Annotated in this window: 16 protein-coding genes; 1 reads left to right on the forward strand and 15 read right to left on the reverse strand. The window is 53.2% G+C overall.

Going from position 1 to position 17,915, the window contains the following annotated elements; all coding sequences use genetic code 11:
* Positions 1–3: 3 nt before the first annotated feature.
* The 9 genes from maf to H6585_11280 form a co-directional block, all read right to left on the reverse strand.
* A complete protein-coding gene (gene maf, locus H6585_11240; GenBank protein ID MCB9448909.1) occupies positions 4–597 on the reverse strand; it encodes a septum formation protein Maf in 594 nt (197 codons plus the stop codon).
* Positions 594–1,580 carry a geranylgeranylglycerol-phosphate geranylgeranyltransferase gene (locus H6585_11245; GenBank protein MCB9448910.1) on the reverse strand — a complete coding sequence of 329 codons (987 nt, stop codon included), beginning with the start codon at positions 1,578–1,580 and terminating at the stop codon, positions 594–596. Before H6585_11245 ends, maf begins: the two co-directional genes overlap by 4 nt.
* Positions 1,529–2,032, reverse strand: coding sequence for an HAD hydrolase family protein (locus H6585_11250; protein ID MCB9448911.1), 504 nt, complete (start codon positions 2,030–2,032; stop codon positions 1,529–1,531). Before H6585_11250 ends, H6585_11245 begins: the two co-directional genes overlap by 52 nt.
* An 80-nt stretch (positions 2,033–2,112) precedes the next feature.
* A complete protein-coding gene (locus H6585_11255; protein ID MCB9448912.1) occupies positions 2,113–3,915 on the reverse strand; it encodes a hypothetical protein in 1,803 nt (600 codons plus the stop codon).
* Positions 3,916–4,010: 95 nt separating this feature from the next.
* Complete coding sequence (gene ccsA, locus H6585_11260) at positions 4,011–6,431, reverse strand: cytochrome c biogenesis protein CcsA (GenBank protein ID MCB9448913.1); 2,421 nt, start codon at positions 6,429–6,431, stop codon at positions 4,011–4,013.
* Positions 6,432–6,482: 51 nt separating this feature from the next.
* Positions 6,483–6,899 carry a cytochrome c maturation protein CcmE gene (locus tag H6585_11265; GenBank protein MCB9448914.1) on the reverse strand — a complete coding sequence of 139 codons (417 nt, stop codon included), beginning with the start codon at positions 6,897–6,899 and terminating at the stop codon, positions 6,483–6,485.
* Positions 6,896–7,120 carry a CcmD family protein gene (locus H6585_11270; protein ID MCB9448915.1) on the reverse strand — a complete coding sequence of 75 codons (225 nt, stop codon included), beginning with the start codon at positions 7,118–7,120 and terminating at the stop codon, positions 6,896–6,898. Before H6585_11270 ends, H6585_11265 begins: the two co-directional genes overlap by 4 nt.
* Complete coding sequence (ccsA, locus tag H6585_11275; protein MCB9448916.1) at positions 7,117–7,782, reverse strand: cytochrome c biogenesis protein CcsA; 666 nt, start codon at positions 7,780–7,782, stop codon at positions 7,117–7,119. The genes H6585_11270 and ccsA (H6585_11275) overlap by 4 nt, the downstream gene beginning before the upstream one ends.
* 48 nt (positions 7,783–7,830) lie before the next feature.
* Positions 7,831–8,487: a heme exporter protein CcmB gene (locus H6585_11280; protein MCB9448917.1), complete on the reverse strand. Its 657-nt coding sequence runs from the start codon at positions 8,485–8,487 to the stop codon at positions 7,831–7,833.
* A gap of 55 nt (positions 8,488–8,542) precedes the next feature.
* On the opposite strand from H6585_11280, the gene bshB1 reads away from it, so the two are divergent.
* Positions 8,543–9,262, forward strand: a complete 720-nt coding sequence (gene bshB1 / locus H6585_11285; GenBank protein MCB9448918.1) for a bacillithiol biosynthesis deacetylase BshB1 — start codon at positions 8,543–8,545, stop codon at positions 9,260–9,262.
* A gap of 197 nt (positions 9,263–9,459) precedes the next feature.
* On the opposite strand, the gene H6585_11290 is transcribed toward bshB1, so the two are convergent.
* From H6585_11290 to cadA, 6 genes are all read right to left on the reverse strand, one after another.
* Complete coding sequence (locus H6585_11290; protein ID MCB9448919.1) at positions 9,460–10,101, reverse strand: TIGR02117 family protein; 642 nt, start codon at positions 10,099–10,101, stop codon at positions 9,460–9,462.
* A gap of 54 nt (positions 10,102–10,155) precedes the next feature.
* Positions 10,156–10,689: a hypothetical protein gene (locus tag H6585_11295; protein MCB9448920.1), complete on the reverse strand. Its 534-nt coding sequence runs from the start codon at positions 10,687–10,689 to the stop codon at positions 10,156–10,158.
* Positions 10,690–11,086: 397 nt separating this feature from the next.
* The gene (locus H6585_11300; GenBank protein ID MCB9448921.1) at positions 11,087–12,877 is read right to left on the reverse strand and encodes a T9SS type A sorting domain-containing protein; all 1,791 of its coding nucleotides are present in this window, start codon (positions 12,875–12,877) and stop codon (positions 11,087–11,089) included.
* Between the two features lie 304 nt (positions 12,878–13,181).
* The gene (locus H6585_11305; GenBank protein ID MCB9448922.1) at positions 13,182–14,468 is read right to left on the reverse strand and encodes a hypothetical protein; all 1,287 of its coding nucleotides are present in this window, start codon (positions 14,466–14,468) and stop codon (positions 13,182–13,184) included.
* Positions 14,453–15,721: a hypothetical protein gene (locus H6585_11310; GenBank protein MCB9448923.1), complete on the reverse strand. Its 1,269-nt coding sequence runs from the start codon at positions 15,719–15,721 to the stop codon at positions 14,453–14,455. Before H6585_11310 ends, H6585_11305 begins: the two co-directional genes overlap by 16 nt.
* Positions 15,722–15,753: 32 nt before the next feature.
* The gene (gene cadA, locus H6585_11315; protein MCB9448924.1) at positions 15,754–17,886 is read right to left on the reverse strand and encodes a cadmium-translocating P-type ATPase; all 2,133 of its coding nucleotides are present in this window, start codon (positions 17,884–17,886) and stop codon (positions 15,754–15,756) included.
* Between the last annotated feature and the right edge of the window lie 29 nt (positions 17,887–17,915).

Here is a 17,915-nt window from a genome sequence, read left to right on the forward strand (position 1 = left end):
CGTTCAGGCCGGTTGCCCGGTGCTGCAGAACAAGCGCAGCGCTTCATATAGTTTCTCGGTGGGAAGTCCCATTACATTGGTGTATGAACCCTCCACTTTTCGGATGGCCACATGCCCGATCCATTCCTGCACCCCGTAAGCTCCGGCTTTGTCGTAAGGCTGGTACCGATCTACATAATCGGCAATCTCTTCTTCGGAAAGCGAACGGAAGTATACCCGCGTCAGGTCGTACAGTGTTTCGATGCGGTGCCGGTCACGCAGCGTTACCCCGGTGATCACCTCGTGCATTTTTCCTTCCAGGCGTTTCAGCATGGAAATGGCTTCTTCCCGGTCGGCCGGTTTACCCAGCACTTCACCTTCCAGCAGCACAATCGTATCTGCGGTTACCACTACGGTATCTGCCTTTTCATCTTCCAGTGGAACGGCTTCGGCTTTGATCCGGCTGAGGTGCATGGCGATGGCTTCGCGTTGGAGGGAAGGATCAAAAGACTCGTCCACATGCGTGGGTTCCACCCTGAACACCAGGTCCATTTCTTTCATCAGCTGTGACCGCCGGGGTGATGCTGATGCCAGGATGATCTCACAGTTTTGTTTCATATCGGATAGCTCAGGTTGTGCCAGATCACCAGCATGTAGAGAATACCACACAGCATGATTACCTTGGAAAGCGTACTGGCCCTGTGAAAACTTTTGGGCGTTTTGGCCTGGATGGTGATGAGGGCCAGGATGAGCAACGGTAGTTCAATCAGCAGCGCAAAGTAGGTGGCTGAGATGGCATCACCCGCTTCCTGTTGCAACCGCATCAGCATACCGATTGCTACCATGGTTGCTCCCAGCACCAGGGTGGTGAACACCTTGGTGAAAGGGATGCCTGCAAGGATGGGCAGGGTGTTGTAACCGGCAGAGAGATCGCCTTTGTAATCCTCCATGTCTTTGATCATCTCCCTGATCCATGTCAGCAGGAAAGCGAACAGGGTGTATCCCCAGACGAAATCGAAATTGAACCAGAATACCTCCAGGTTGCGGGCTTCATGAATGTATTCGTATACGCCGGTCAGCAGCGGAACCAGGGCAGACAGTAACGCCACCACCAGGTTGCCGATCACCGGCATCGACTTGAAGGCGCTGGAATAGAACCACAGCAAACCGGCAGCCAACACCTGCACCAGCATCAGGTTCCACATGTCCACTTCCCAGGCGATATAAAAAGCGATTACAAATGCCAGTCCGTTGAAGGCCATGTACAGGTTCATTACGGTTTCTTCGGAGTATACCTTGCCCACCATCGTCTTATTTCCCTTGTTCACCTGGTCGGCCTCCACGTCGTGGTAGTCGTTGATCATGTTTCCCGCAGCGGCGATGAGTACCACTGATAACACCAGCAGCCAGAAACTCAGTTCCCCCTGTTGCAGGGTGATGTCGTTCACAGCCAGCATCGGGCGCAGCAAACAATAGCGAACCATGGCCATGGTCAGCGCCATGATCAGCAGGTTGGGCCAGCGGATGAACTGCAGGAAGTTTTTCACGGCTACCAGTTCAGGGCGTCTTTGGTCAGGTGGTGAGAATCCGGATCGTACCATTTTCCCTGGATCTTCATGAGTTGTTCCAGGATGTCGCGGATGCAACCATGGCCACCCTTATGAGGAGACACGTACATGGAAATGGCCTTGATGTCTTCCGAGGCGTCAGCCGGACAGGTAGGCAGGCCTACTTGTTTCATGATCTCGTAGTCGGGTACATCATCGCCCATGTACAGCATGGTTTTCGGGTCGATGTCGTACATGTGGATGAATTCTTCGAATGCTTCGATCTTGCGGCTGCAACCCAGGTAAATGTCTTTCACCCCGAGATTTTTGAACCGTTCCCGCACCGCTTCCGATTTCCCGCCTGTAATCACGGCAATGTGGTAGCCCATCTTCACGGCATGTTGCAGTGCATAGCCGTCTTTCACATTCATGATGCGCAGCGGCTGCTCGCCCGGTAACAGGATCACGCTGTTGTCGGTGAACACACCGTCCACATCAAATGCCATCGCCTTCACATCGGCAAGTATTTCCTTATAGCTCTTTTCCAAGGTGCAGAAGTTTGTGCGAAAATAGCCAATCCGGCGGACTACCGGAATTCAACATTCAGTTCATCCACCCATACCTCACCTGCATCGCCGTTCAGGTTAACAAATACCTCAACCACCGCGTCGGGCGGAAATGTCTGTTCCGGGTGAACGCCAAATTGTTGCTGCTGCCAGTTGCCGGGAACGGTGCCGTCGCTGCAAAGCGGACCGTGAAAGGCATACAGTTCCTTTCCTGATCCTGTTACATATATATCCAGCGATGCGTTGTTTGGCTGCACACACAGGCTGGCAACCGAAACCGATATGGCCTGAAAGTCGCCGATTTCCGACACCGAACGTTTTAACCTCATGCTGTTGGTGAAGGGATAACGCACGCGATCGGCCCATGTGCCTTTGAAGCTGGTTGAGTCGTCGGCGTATTCCGGCCTGATGAAAGCATCAGGGAATTCAAAGTCCTGGTGGTATCGCACCACCTGCTCCCCGTTGTCAGCAAAAGCTTCACGTGTCCATGTTCTGTCGCGCATGGCCAGTTCCCAGTTCGCTACGCGACGGTAACCGAAGTGCCGGCTGTCTTTTTCTTCGATGGACTTCCGTATGTTCTCACCATAGGCCCATGTGGAAACTTTTGGTGCATATTCCAAAGCGAATCCGCCGTGCACCACCAGGTTAGCGGCCACCACCACTACGGCAGCCCTGGTCAGCAACTTTTTACGGAACCACTTCTGCCATGAAAAACAGGCATACCATACGATGAGCGGAAGCAGAAGGTAAAAGGTGAAGGATCCCGGAGAACGAATGGAAAACAGGTAGCTTACATACAGCAGGATCAATGCGCCCGCCGTGAGTCTGCGGGCTACCTTCCATTCCGGGCGGTTGTTGCGGAGAAAGAAGTTCACGATGTAAAAGCCACATTGCGCCAGTCCGGCAACAAACACGATGATGAGCAGCGGAGCCATCCACCAATGGTCACGGATCAGTTGCATTTCCCCTTCGGCACCGCCCATGATGAAAAACCTGATCTCGTAAGAAGCGAATCCCATGCAACGGAACACCAGGTCGAAAAAGCGGCCCAGGTTCTTCGTTTGAAATACCACGTTGTTGCCCACACCGCCGCTGCCCATGTCGCTGTACCGGATCAGGGTCGGATAAAGGGTAGACAGGGAGATGAGCATACCGGCCAATCCGATCAGCGCCAGTCCGGAAGCGAATTTCCACCCGCGTTGTTTCCACATCTGAATAAAAAGTGGAAAAGCAAGACAGGGCATGAGCACCCACGACAGGTGCAGTTGCATGGCCCACCCGATGGCGAATCCGATAATAAAAAAAACCCAGCCGGGGCGAATGGATTTGCCGCCATATGCATACCCATCGAGCAACACGATCCAGAAAGGGATGGCCATCACCAGCAGGTAGGAAGGGTTGATGGGGGTGGTGCTGAAGTTGAGTGTCCAGGGTGAGAACCAAACCCACATCCAGATGAACCAGGCCGGAACGCCGGGAAACTTCCGCACCAGGTAGGCGCCCAGCAGGGTGAGGGAAGCAAAGGAAAGCAGGTTGAGGAATATGATCGGACTGGCAGGATGGGCCCACAGGTAAAACGGACCGCCGACAAGGAGGCCTTCCAGTGCGCCGGGAATCTGTGATTGGGTATGCACCACATCCGGTCCCCAATAAGGCCATACGCCGGTGGTGAAGTATTTCAGTCCGATCAGGTACGTGTGGTAGTAGTCCTCCCCTTTGATGGCCATCGACAGCCCGTAAAGCGTACGCGCCACCAACGCCAAAATGGCAACGATCCACCAAAGCGGATTGCGAAACGGATGGCCTTTGAACGGGTGTGACAAAACTGTAACGAATGATCTTCCTCCGCTGAAGCAATGGAGGACGCAGCTAACAACTAACAACTAACAACCATCAACCATCAACCATCAACCATCAACTAACTTCCCAATCGCTTCCTGATCGCCATGAACGTGCCTATGATCATCAATACGCTGCCCAGCCAGAGGATGTTGATGAACGGGAACACAATGGCTTTCATGATGATGAACTCCGCCCCTTTGTCTTCCTTTTCTTTCAGCTCCACCACGAACGCATCTTTCTGCGGGATGATTTCCTTGACGGTGAGTTTGATGCCCAGCGACGCTACTTCATCTTCAACATATCTGAAGTGGTCTCCGGAAATCAGGAATACGGGGTTCAGTGGGTGACTTTGTTTGTCCACGTCAATGGCATGGAACCGGATCACGGCCCCGATCTCGTTGTCGGCCAGGTGCAGGGCCTGCCGGTCGAGGTCGCGGCTGACGGTATCGAGCACGATCATGGCGCGTTGTGCGAAAAGTGTATCGCCATATGTCAGCGTGTCAATCGTCACCTTGTTGTTCTCACCCTTATCGGGTTGGGTGAATTCAGACAGGTCGGCATACTGCACGTGGGTGTAAATGTCTTTGAACAGGAAATGTTTGGTAGCGGGTTCGGCCACGTTCCCCATCATCCTGTTCATCTGTATCAACGGGCGCAGGGTGAAGGCCTCGCTCATGTGCCCGTCCGCCCCTGGTTTCAGGTATTGGATGTTGTAATAGATGTGTACGCCTTCCTTTTCCTTTCCGGTGTATGTGATGCGGTAGTCGCCCATTTTCAGGGTGTCGTTTTTCACCAGCATGATGTTCTCCTTGTTCGGAAGGTCTTTGGCGATCATGTCAAGGTTGTATGCCGAACTGTTCTGGGAGATGATGTTCTGCTTGGCATTCGAGATCAGCGCACCGATCAGGATCAGGCCGAACCCGAGGTGAGCGATGGATGCACCGGCATGGTCAAGTTTGCCCCTCAGGATGCGCAGCCAGTAGTCGGCATTGGCCACCACGGCAAATGTTGCGGTCACCATCAGTGCGATGTACTGGGGATGGTTGAAGCCCAGGGCCCATGACAACAGGATGCCACCGATCAGTCCGACGGCCAGCGAAGGCAACAACTTGTGAAGCCACTTCTTCAGGTCGGTGTGCTTGTAGTTCAGGAACTGGGTAAAACCGATCATCAGCGCAATCAGCACTGCAAAGGCGATTTGCCAGGAATTGTAATGAGCGATGGGGTCGGTGGGTGGTGCCTTGTCGGTGCCGAACACTTTGTTGATCACCGGCGTGGAAGTAGTGAAAATGATCTGGAACGCGGCGATCAGCAACACGAGGGAACCGATGAACATCCAGAACTCACGCGACCACAGGTGCTCTTCCTTGCCGGGATCTTTCAGGTGTTTGTACCGGCTGATGATCAGTGCCACGGCCAGCAGGGTGAAGAAGAACATGTACACCAGCAGTTGTCCGGACATGCCCAGGTCGGTGAAGGCATGCACGGAGGCATCGCCCAGGATGCCGCTTCGGGTGAGGAAGGTGGAATACAAAATCAGGAAGAAGGTCACGCATACCATCACCACGGTGGTAAACAGCGAACGTTGTTTGGATTTGTATATGAGCATCAGGTGCAGGGATGCCACGAGTGTCATCCACGGAACGAGCGATGCATTTTCCACGGGATCCCAGGCCCAGAACCCGCCGAAGCTGAGGGCTTCGTAGGCCCATGCCCCCCCCATCAGGATGCCGGTGCCGAGTACCAGCACGCCGAGCAGCGTCCACGGAAGGGCGGGTTTGATCCAGCCGCCGTAGTTGCGTATCCACAAACCTGAAATGGCAAAAGCGAAAGGCACCACGGTGAGTGCGAAACCCAGGAAGAGAGTAGGAGGGTGGATGGTCATCCAGTAGTTCTGGAGGAGCGGGTTGAGGCCGCGTCCGTCCAGGTGTTCGAGGTAGTTCGGTTGCGAAACGAAAGGCAGGTTCATCATCTCGCTGTGTTCGCGCAGGAGGATGAACGGGTTGCTGCCGACCTTGTATCCGAGTATGTATACACCCAGCAACATCGATCCGAGGAACACCTGCACAACCGACAGGATGGACATCACCGGCGCGCGGAACTCGTTCTTCATCCGCATCAGGAACAACCCGATCACGGCATGCCAGATGGTCCATAGAAGGAAGCTCCCTTCCTGGCCTTCCCAGAAACAGGACAACATGTACCTGATGGGAAGGGCGCTGGATGAGTGTTGCCACACGTAATGGTATTCGAACATGTGGTAGAAGATCATGGAGAACAAGGTCACCACGATGCCAACCACGCCCACCACGTGGGTCAGGAATGCAATGTTGGCCAGGCGTGACCACGAAGCGGCTTTGTCAGGGTCTTGCCTGTTATTTGTAGCAAAGAAGTAGGAAGCGGATGCCAGGAGTGCGGCGACGAATGCGAGGAAAACAAAGGACTTTCCGATGATTCCCGGTAATAAATGTTCGCCGTTGTATACGATCTCCTTCATGGTGTGAGGCGGTAAAGATACGTGCCGCCCCAGGATTTTCAAGCCCTGCTGTTAGATACTCTCTCCGGCGGCGGTGAACTCCTGCATTTCGCCCGGTTTACCGTTGTTGTATTTGGACGGGCACTTCATCAGGATCTTGGAAGCGGAGAATTCTTCCCCGTTCATTTTGCCGATGATCACCACCTGCTCTGAACGCTCGAAGTCCTGTGGCTTGGCGCCGTTGAAATTGACTTTACATTCTTTTCCTTCCTTGTCCACCAGGTAAAAGGAGAACAGGTTGGGGTCTACTTCCGGCTCGTAGATGAGTTCCTTTTCCTTGTTCAGTACGCCCACTACGTGAAAGTTGGTGCCGGGGTGTTCCTTGGCCACGCCGAAGTTTACGTAGGTGCCTGCATCCACCATGGTGCTCAGGATAGCGGCAATGGCCAGTGCGATCACGATGATGCCGATGATATGGGTCTTTTTCATGACGGCTGATTCGGGTTATGTTTTTCCAGCTTCGACACCTTGCGGTCAATGTTTACCAGGTAGATGGTGAGCCCCAGGAAAATAATCACGAGCACCGCCACTACAACGTATATCATGCCATCGGCACGCAACCTGTCGGCCATTTCCACCTGGCTGTTTTGAGCAGGAAGCAACGTAAGTGCCGAGAACAACCAGGCGAGGGTAAGCCAGAGTTTTTTCATCCGTTTGAATTGTTGGTGATGTTCCTCACACGGATCCGGATCGTTGTGATCCACCATGCGAAGAGTGTCCATCCGATGATGGCAGGGTAAAACACCATGCGCATCCTGCTGTCCAGGTCATAACTGTTGAAGCCGGGGTTGCCGCCCTTTCCGGGGTGCAGGGAATCCACATCGCCGACCTTGGGCAGAATGCCGATGAATACAACCATCATCGTATATGCAAAGATATTGTATACAGCTGAAATGCGTGCCTTTTTCTCCCTGTCTTCGATGGCATTCCGCAACACGGCGTAAGCCAGGTATGACAGCATGGTGATGGCGGCGCCGTTGAGCTGCGGGTCGTTGGTCCACCAGGCGCCCCAGGTAAAACGGGCCCAGAAACTTCCGGTGATCAGGCCCAGTGTGCCCAGTACCATGCCGGTGTTGGCGGCTTCTGCAGCTGTGGTGTCACGGCGAAGGCTGTTGCTGTTCAGGTGGCGGATGCTGTTGACAAGCGAGATCGTCATCATGATCATCATGGCGAACCACATCGTCACATGAAAGTACAGGTTGCGGATGGTTTCGTGAAGGATGTTCATGGCCGGTACCTCACCCAAAAAGCCCATCACAATGGTATATACTACCAGTACCACCGCGAGCGATTTCCACCAAATTCCCTTCATTTCTGTATCGGATTCTGTTTGATCATGCGTCGTCCGTTCGGCCACGGATCAATCATGCCAAAGGTAAGGAAATAATAAAAAGGAGAGCACCCAAACAATCACGTTCAGCAACAGCAGAATGCCCACATAGCCCATGTATTCGGAAGGCGGTGTGCCCAACAATGCAAACCTCGACGCCTTGATCAGCGTGATCAGCAACGGCATCAACAACGGAAAGCTGAGGATGGCCATCATGGCTGTGTTCTTTCCCGCCTTGGAGGCAATGGCCGATACCAGGGTGATCACACCCGACAGGCCCGTGCTGCCGGGAATCAGGATAAGCAGGTAACTAACGGGATCGTCCACCGGGTTGCCGAGGAAGAGCGACATGGCCATGTAGTTGACCAGTGAGATGGCAGCCAGCAACACCATGTTGTAAATGATTTTGGAGAGGATGATGGCCTGTGGACTGGCAACCGTGTAATAATAGAACTGGAGTCCGTGACTTTCCTGGATAAAACTTCTCGCCCCGGCATTGATGGCGCCGAACAGCACCATCACCCAGAAGAGTGCGTTCCAGGTGAAAATATCATCCAGGATGCGGAACGACAGGTAGCAGACGAAAACGGTGCTGACCGCATAGAGGAGCAACCCGGCCAGGGCCGAGCGCTGACGCCATTCGATCAGGAATTCCTTGGTGAGCAGCCACCGGATCTCTTTTACCATGCCCAAATGTAATCAACTTGAACAAACCCATTTCGCTATATTTGCATCAACAACCATGGAAAAACTCGACATTCTCGCTTTCGGCGCCCACCCCGACGACATCGAACTCGGATGCGGAGGTACCCTCATCTCCCAGGCGGCCATGGGGCGCAAGACCGGCGCGGTGGATCTCACCCGGGGTGAACTGGGTACACGGGGGAGTGCGGAACTGAGAATGGAAGAGGCCGCAGCTGCAGGTCGCATCATGGGACTGACAGCAAGGGAAAACCTCGGCCTGCGCGACGGGTTTTTCGGGATCGATGAAGAATCCCGCCTGGCCGTGATCCGCGCCATCAGAAAATTCCAACCCGACATTGTGCTGGCACCCGCCGTCACCGACCGCCACCCCGATCACGGGAGAGGCGCCCTGCTGGTTCGGGAAGCCGCTTTCCTGTCGGGCCTGCAGCGCATCCCTACCGACATCGATGGGGAAACACAACAAGCGTGGCGGCCGCGTGTGGTGTACCATTACCATCAATACTATACCAACGAGATCCATTTCGTGGTGGATATCTCCGCCCATTTCGAAAAGAAAATGGAAGCTGTGAAAGCTTACGGATCACAGTTCTATGACCCATCCTCCAAAGAACCTTCCACGCTGATCTCAACACCCGCCTTTCTGGACCACATCCGCAGCCGCGCCGTTGACATGGGTCACTACATCGGCGCCGAATACGGCGAGGCCTTCCTCGGCCACCGCTTTGTTGGGGTGGATGATATTGCGGTGTTGCGGTAAATCAAATTAGAAATTAGGGATGAGGAATTAGAAATGATTGCGTAATTGCGCTTCGCGGTCAGTAGCTCCCTACGGTCGCGCCAATGACCTCTGACCTCCATTGACCATTGACTATTGACTATTGATAATCCGGGAAGTTAGGCGAAGGTTGCACCTTCGTCATGTCCTTGCCACCGGCGTATTTGCAATCCGTGCCCTTATTCATACACATCCAGCAACGGACCATCCAGCCCCGTCCACTTGCATGCGGGCAGACCGGCCGACTTCAGTCCGTCGTTCGTCCATGTGTTGCAGGTGAAGAACAGGTTGTAGGTGCCGCAGCCTTCGAAGAATGCATCCTGTGTGCCGTAAGTGGTGGCGTGAATGGCGGTGGGTTGCTGATCCCGGAATCCGGATTGGATGTAGTTGATGAGTTGCCGGTACTGCTGTTCGTTCAGCCGGATGACCTTGCACCGCGGACCGGTTTCCGGTTGTGCATGATAGGTCACGTGCATGGCGGAAGTGCTGAGCCAGAACATGGCCTTGAATGCCACGGATGCCTTGAGGTCGGCCCAGGTGGGTGTTTCCAGGTAGAAACCTTTGTCGCCCCAGCCGAAGCCGAGGTAGGGCAGGGTGGTGTCAACGGTGGATGGGATGTCAGTCCCCAGCCATGCCGGCCAGTTCATGAGTGCGTGACAGGTGGGTACCACCAGGTCTGTATGCACGCCGTTGGAGAGCAGGTACACGGTGATGTCGCCTTTGATGATATCGGCATCTGTATTCACCCGCCATTTCGACAACAGCCAGCCGATGACCACGTACAGCAAAACCAATGCGGGTAGTATCAACAGGTACTTCATGATGTTTCGAATACGATGACTGAGAACTTTCATCTTAACAGAAAGATTCGGAAGTCAAAATGCCACCATACCGAGCGTACGTAATCGTCTTTTACCATAATGAATAAACGGAAACCGCCCGTTGAAATAAAGTCGGCGGCGATCATATTTGGATTTCTTTTCTTTCTCGGGAGTCGGTTGGCTATCACTGCCCGCGCATTCGGTTTTCTGAACCACATGTTCTTTGGCAGTCGGGATGGAATCCGGCGGCACCGTATCCCGTATCTCCTGCGGCCATGCACTTGCACTTGCTGTTGCACTTGCTCCTGCTCCTGACGTTTTGAAAAACAACAGCAACGATGAAAGCAGGGCGAACCGCTGTAGTCCTTTCGGGACTTTCAGTTCCGGTGCCCACCCGCCATAGAGCTGGTCTTCTCGATACTGTCCGCAGAAGGGTTGTTTCTCCATCTTCAATGCCTCTTTGAATTCCTTTTTCGACAGGTGAGTGAAGTCGATCACCTCCCGTTGGCAGGCGGCGCAAATGCGGCCTCTTTCGGAGGGCGTCATCTTTTCCCAGTCCTCATTGCATTGAAACGCGAGCTTTCCCATATGGTGTGTTTAACGGGAAAATACGGAAAAGAGTTAAGAGATGCTTGCTTCGCGCGCGTAAAAGAGGCTGCGCGGCCATTTGCTCCCTGCGGTCGCGTAATTTAGCTGCGCTGTCAATACGCTTCGCGGTCAGTTGTTTCCGCTGGTCACGTTAATGGTCAATGACATCGGTTCGCCTGCTCATTCCCGCCAATCAACGGAGAGGGTCATGATCAATGCCTGACTGCCAACTTGGGACTCGCGACTTGCGACTTGCGACTTGCGACTGGTCAGTTGTTTCCGCTGGTCACGTCAATGGTCAATTCCTAATTCCTGACTTCTAATTATTAATTACAAAAAAAGGGACCGCCACACGGGCAGTCCCTTTCACATCCTAACCTAAACAGATGTTCCTGATCTATCGAACGACCAGCTTTTGGCTCACGCTGAATCCGTCGGCTTCAACAGTGGCGAAATAGATGCCGCTGTTCATTTCCTTCCGGAGGATGGTGAGTCCGTGACGACCTGCGATCAGTTGGCCATAGTCCTGGCTCATGATCACCTGACCCAGTATGTTGGTCACGGTCAGTCTTACTTTAGCCGTTTTCTTCAGTTCAACTGTAACGGTGGTTTGATCTGAAAACGGGTTGGGGTAGCTGTTTGTGATGGCAAACACATTGTTTTCCTTTTCAACCACACCGGTGAAGTCCGATTCGGTTACGCAAAGGCCATCAATGTATTTGAAAGCAACTGCCTGCAGTGTGTTACCCACATCCGGAACGGCCATGTAGTTCACGGGAACACAGTAGTTACCGCTGCCATCGTCTTTTGCATAATAGGATACGTTGGCGAAGTTCACAACGCCGTCTGCATCCGTACCTGCGGTATAGTTATAAGTAGATGTTCCGGGGTATGTCGGGTGATCGTGCATCTTGGTTGTAAAACCGGTGGTCACATCATATCCCTGCATGAAGCAATCACGGAACAGGTTGGCATCGGGACCGAACGTGGTGGTGTCGGTGTCGAACCATACGAAGAACAGTTTGTTGCCGTCAGGTGTAACTGCAATTTGAGGACGTGGATCTTCGTCGATCACATTGGCTCCATTGCCGTAGCTGCCGCGGAATGTTTGGGGTTTGGCAACCAGCCTTTGTGCCCATGTGGTGCCACCGTCTGCTGAGTAGATATCAAACAGTCCCCAGTAGCCGGCACCTGTACTGATGGTCCAGGCGTTGCTGCCATGGCCCACTGCAACGAATACGTGCGGGTTCCCGTTCTTGTCCACTGCGAGGTCGTGGTCGAATGCAGTGGTGAAGATGGTGTAGGTGGTGTCGTTCAGCGGATTCAGGCTGTCACCGATACCCGGCAGGGTGCTGATGGGTACCTCGATCATGCTACCCCATGTGGCGCCACCGTCGGTGGATTTGTATAATGCCAGGTAGTAAGATGAGTCGGCTTCAAGGGAGAAGCTGGTGTGGGTGATCACAGAGATCCAGCCGGTATTGCCGTTGGGTGAGAAAGCAATGGCCGCATCAGTCGGAATCACATTGGTTGTGTCAACCGTCATGGATGTTACGTGGCTGATGGAATCGTGAACAGCTGTTACGTCTCCACCGCTGTATGTCAGTCGCGACAAGATCAGCTTGTTTTGGAAGATGTTGGTAAGGCTGTAATTCCTGTCACGATGAATCACGAACATTTCACCGCCATCACGGATGGCGTGCATGTCATCCGATACTTCGAAATTCCGTTCGGAATTCGAAGTGTCAACATGTGAAGTGATTGCGCCGGTACCTACGGTGTATGTGCCGTATGTGAAGTTACCCCAGGCTGTGGCTCCGTTGGTTCCACCGAGAACCGGAGCACCATATACCACCCGTGTGCTGTCGGGATCGGTGTTGCCATTCGGGTTGTAGACCACGTTCATTGGGTAACGGGCGTTCATAGCACCGCTGGGTGTATAGACCGGGCCCAGGTTGTTGTTCCAGGTGGCGCCGCCATCCTTGGATACGTCGGTCAGCAGGTAACCGCTACCGGGGGCCGCCGTGGTGGTTGCCGGGTCGGCGCGGTGGGTGAAGCTGATGGTTCCGGTTTCAGGGTCAAGCCAAAGATAACTGGATGCACCTGCAGCGCAAGTGTATGCATTGGCAGCATTTCCCATGTCCACAATGGTAATGGTGGCTGCTGTCTTATTGGCGGCATGCCGCATGAATGATTCCCGGTTGATGGGTGTTCCGGAGACATTGGAAGCACCTTCCTGTTCTGCCAGTGATTGTTTGGAAACCGCAGCTGACGACTGGCGGGGCGATTGGCTTTACGCAAAAGCACCCGTACAGCATACAACAGCTACGAAAAGTAATGGTTTTCTCATAGTCTAGAGGTTACGTTAAGAAATGGTCTGTTAAGCTTACTACGGCTACAAACATATAAAGTAGGAATTCTTGGCGCAAGTACTTTCTCACTTATCTGGAAATCCTGTTGAATTGCAATGGGTCTGCGATGGGAAATTTTTGTCAGCCAATGTAGATGCCGGCGAAGTAAGAGATGAGTAAAACGAACGTGTAGATGGCCAGTTTTCCGACAGCGGTATACGATGCAAAGAAAATATTAAGTCGGTAATGGTTGTATAGGATTAGTATCATCTTCTCTGCCGAATACGCGATCACCGTTCCCCATGCAATGCCCGCCATGCCCCAGGTTGGCATCAGCATCAGGCTGATGCCAACATTAAGGATAATCTCAATCAGCGCAACCTTTGGTATGATCTTATGCTTCCGCCTCCCGATCACCACAACCTGTGGAAAAGTAAGTCGGCTTACGGTGATCAACAGGTATACATTGAATACATCTGCGCTTGCCCCGAATCGTTCGCCGAATACAAACGGGAACAACCAATGACTGGTTAACATAAGTAGGATTGCCGATGGAAATACGATGTGCATCAACCGCACCGACCGCAGCTTGATGGCCTGTAGGGTTTCCTCTTCACCTTTCACTGCGAAGTTGGCAATCATGCTTTGGGAAAGAGCGGAGGCCAACAACAGTGCAACCGGAAATTCCCTGGCACCGTAACGAAAGACCGCAAAGCTTTCCTTGGCCATATATTCGGTTACCAACCATCCGTCAATATATTCTCCCATGCCTGCAACCAATGCGGCAATGCCCAGCGGGGCGGACATTTTAACGAATGCCGGTAAAAAGGAATAGTCATATCTGAATTGGGCGTACCTCCCGAGCAGAACCCATAGCCAGGTGTACCGGCAAACGGCTGCCAGCAAGAGACCATATAAACTATATGTGAAGGGCATGCCCATCCAGGCCGGGATCACCACCATGATGATTTGGATGAGAGCGGACGCAATTCCATATGCGATCATCTGCCATCCTTTCCCCAACAGCAAATACATGTATTCATTCAGGAATGCCGGTACGCCGATGCAGATGTACAATGCCACCCAGGGACCCAGTTGCGGTAAATTTCCCGCGCCGTGCCGCAGGTAACTCCAAACGATCAGGGCAGCCACCAGGGCGGTTGCCTGCAAAACGAGAAAGACCTGAAAGAACAGACGCGACTTGCCATGGCGGTTTACTTCGTTGGCGTGTCCCAACAGCGTTTGAACCATGCCATTTACCCAGAAGAACGTGATGGCGGAGGCGAAGAACAACACCTGCTCGTAGGAGGAAAGGGATTCAGGTGCCCAGGGGCTTCGGGCCAGCAATACACCCGATAGCAGCAATGCACCGTAGCGCACCACCTGGAAAACCTGCAGGGCCCTGCTTTGTATCAGTTTTTCTGCCATTCGGGAGTCACCTGTTTCAATGCGTTGTGAGCACGTATCCAATCCATAAACAACATACAACCGGCAAGTCCAAATATACACGCATTGAGCAAGGGTGGCATGACCCAATGCGCCGGAACCTGCCCCGGCCATCCGGTTTTAAACTGCAAAATATACATGATCGTGTGTGATACACCCTCCATGTTGCATACATAGGCAACCGAAAGAACTGCCATGGACCACCACCTGCCGGTCAGCATATAGGCCCCGGAGGCGAACCATACGGCAGGGTGTATGTATCGCTCATGCATCTGTGTGCAAAAGAAAAAAAAGAAAAAGTTGATCAGTGCGAGGGTGAGAAGGTAGAAAGGTAAAGAGGAGTAAGGGGGTAAAGAGGAAGAATGCAAGGGGGAGGAAGAACGGGGGCGGCTTCGCATCAACATAAATAGCTTCCATATCAGTAGTCCCGACAGGGTACAAAACAATGCCAGTCCCCATGTCTTGGCAGATAGCCCGCCCATCAGGATCTTGTCGGAGGTGGAATAGGGATCACCCGGTGTGATGATGTACCAGAGGTTGTAGGCATGCAATGACAGGTTGGGATAGAAGTCGACTCCGCGCGTCCAGGGGGTCAGGAATGCTTCTGTGAAATGCCCTTTGGTGATAAAAGGCAGCCAGATAAGGATGGGCAACACAACCAGGGATGTGAGATAGGGAACCCGAACCAGCCTTCGTAAAGGGTGCGTTGTAGCCAACAACACCAGCAACGGTGGAACAAAGATGGCCATCTGCAGTTTGCTGAAAACGGCCAGCAACATACACGGGAGCGCCCAACCCGCATGCGGTGTGAATGCCAATGCAATGGCTGCGGTGACAAAAAACAAGGGGATGGCATCATACTGTCCCCACAACAGTGTGTTGTACCAGAGTGCCAGGTTCAATGCAACGGGCATGAACCTCAAACGGGAAAAACGTGAATGCCTCAACCAGTTCCATAAAAGGAGGCATGTTGCGATGTCGAAGAGCACCACAACGTATTTGAAGGCATTGATTGTGGTTGGCGTGATTTGATCAGCGCTGTTGAAAAACAAGGTGAAGAATCGCAACAGGTAGAGGATGACCGGAGGGTAGTTGACATCCGTGCCATGGTAGATGCCGGCCATGCCCGAACCCATCAGGTGTTGTGCCCATTCGAGGGTATAGGATTTGTCATATCCGGAATCGGGTGTGATGATAAAACAAATTACCCAGGCCATGCATGCCGACAGCGCCATCTGCACGGATGCAGGTATGTGCCGGAGCAGTTTCAGATACGCTTTGTTTTAAGACGGATGGAGTTCCCGATCACGATCACATCTGAAAATGCCATAGCGAGGGCTGCGATCATCGGGTTGAGGTATCCGGCGGCGGCAATGGGAATGGCGATCACATTGTAGAAGAATGCCCAGAATAGGTTTTGCTTGATGGTTTTCAAGGTTTGCCTGCTGAGTTTGTTCGCCCACGCAAGTTGTTCGAGGTTGGTGTGACTGAGCAGCACGATTTGCGCAGAATGAATGGCCGCCTGCGTGGCGTTTCCGATGGAAATGCCCACGGATGCTTTGGCAAGAGCCGGTGCATCGTTCACGCCATCGCCTACCATGGCGGTGGGTGCTTCTGCGGAAAAGGAAGCGATCAACGACATTTTGTTTTCCGGACTTTGTTCGCTGTATACTTCTTCAATGCCGCATTGCGCGGCGATCTGTTCGGCTTTGTCCTTTTTATCCCCACTTACCATGATGCAACGGATGCTGAGCTTTTTCAGGGAGGTCACTTCTTCCTTTACCCCCGGTTTCAGTTCATCTTCAATCCGGATGGAAGCGCAGGGTTTTCCATTTCGTACCAGGAAGAGGGCCGCATTACCTGTATCTTCATTCCATCCTGTGAACCTGGCCGAACCCAGGAGGTAGGTGTCACCCTGGGATGTGCGGGCGCTGATGCCGCCTCCTTTGGTTTCTTGTATGTTTTCCAGTGTTAGCTGGGCTGCCGATGCCAGTTCTTCTACCAGTGATTTGGCAATGGGGTGATCCGAGTGTGTCTCCATGCTACGGATCAGGCTTTTTACCTGACCTTCATCGCTTCCGTCATGAACCCGGATTTCCGCCAGGTGAAATCGGCCCGTGGTGAGTGTTCCGGTCTTGTCGAACACAATTTGCTTGATGCGGGCAAAAGATTCGAGTGTGTCTCCGCCTTTGATCAGGATGCCTTTTTTGGCCGCACGTCCAAGTCCGGCCATCACGGCAGTTGGTGTGGCAAGCCCCATGGCGCACGGGCAGGAGATCACCAGAACGGCCACGCTCCTCATTAATGATGTTTGCCAGCTGATGTCGAAGACCCATGCGGATACCAGGAGGGTGGCAAGTGCAATCACCAGAACGGCCGGTACGAATACGGCACTCACGCGATCACCCAGCTTCTGAATGGGAGGTTTGGCCAGTTGTGCCTGTTTGACAAGTTCAATGATTTTGGAAAGAAGCGTATCGTTCCCCACACGTTTTGCCGCCATCTTGATAGAGCCGGATACCAGGATGGTGCCGCCCGTCACGGGGTCGCCGTTGTGTTTGTCTACCGGTATGCTTTCGCCTGTAACCATGCTTTCGTCTATGCTGGTATCCCCCCAGTAGATAACGCCATCCACAGGCACCTTGTCACCGGTATTCACCAGCAGCTTGTCACCCGGTCGAATGTCTTCGTAATTTTTCTCTGTTACCTGCCCATCCGTTCCGAGCACCTTGGCTTTGGTTACCCTGAGTTTGTTCAGTTCGGCCAGCGCCGTGGTGGTTTGCCGCACCGACTTTTCCTCGAGCAGGTTGCCCAGCAGGATCAGTGTGATGATTGTGGCTGCCGTTTCGAAGAAAAGGTAATGGTGCATCTCCGGCTTGCCATAGTAAAGGAGTGCTCCGGCCAGGCTATAGAAAAATGCCGAAGAAGAACCCACGGTGATCAGTACGTCCATGTTGGGTACGCCACTCTTCAGGGAGGCCCATGCGCTGCGCCCGAAATGATACATGCCGATAAGGTATACGGGCAGACTGAGGGCCAACTGGAAAAATGGGTTTTGCAACCACGTTACATTCGGCAGGAACATGTGTAGTACCAGCGGTAGTGACAGGCCGGCGCATATCCAGAACGGACGGGCGAGGTGGCTGTGTTCATGATGGCTGTGATCATGTGTGCCGGTGTGCTCGGGCTGACCGGCACGGTAGCCCAGGGCCTCGATGTGTGCGATCATGTCGGGTATCCGGGAAGGGTCGGTTACATTGAAAGCGGCTTCTTTGGTAACGAAGTTCACCTCCACATTTTCAGCGCCGTCTTTTTCCAGGCTGCGTGAGACCGATTGGGCACAATTCACACAGGTCATGCCATTGACTTCCAGTCGGACCGGTGTATGTTGTTCAGACATATGACAAAGGTAATTATTTGAAAAGCAGT

Source organism: Flavobacteriales bacterium (assembly GCA_020635855.1).
Taxonomy (GTDB): domain Bacteria; phylum Bacteroidota; class Bacteroidia; order JACJYZ01; family JACJYZ01; genus JACJYZ01.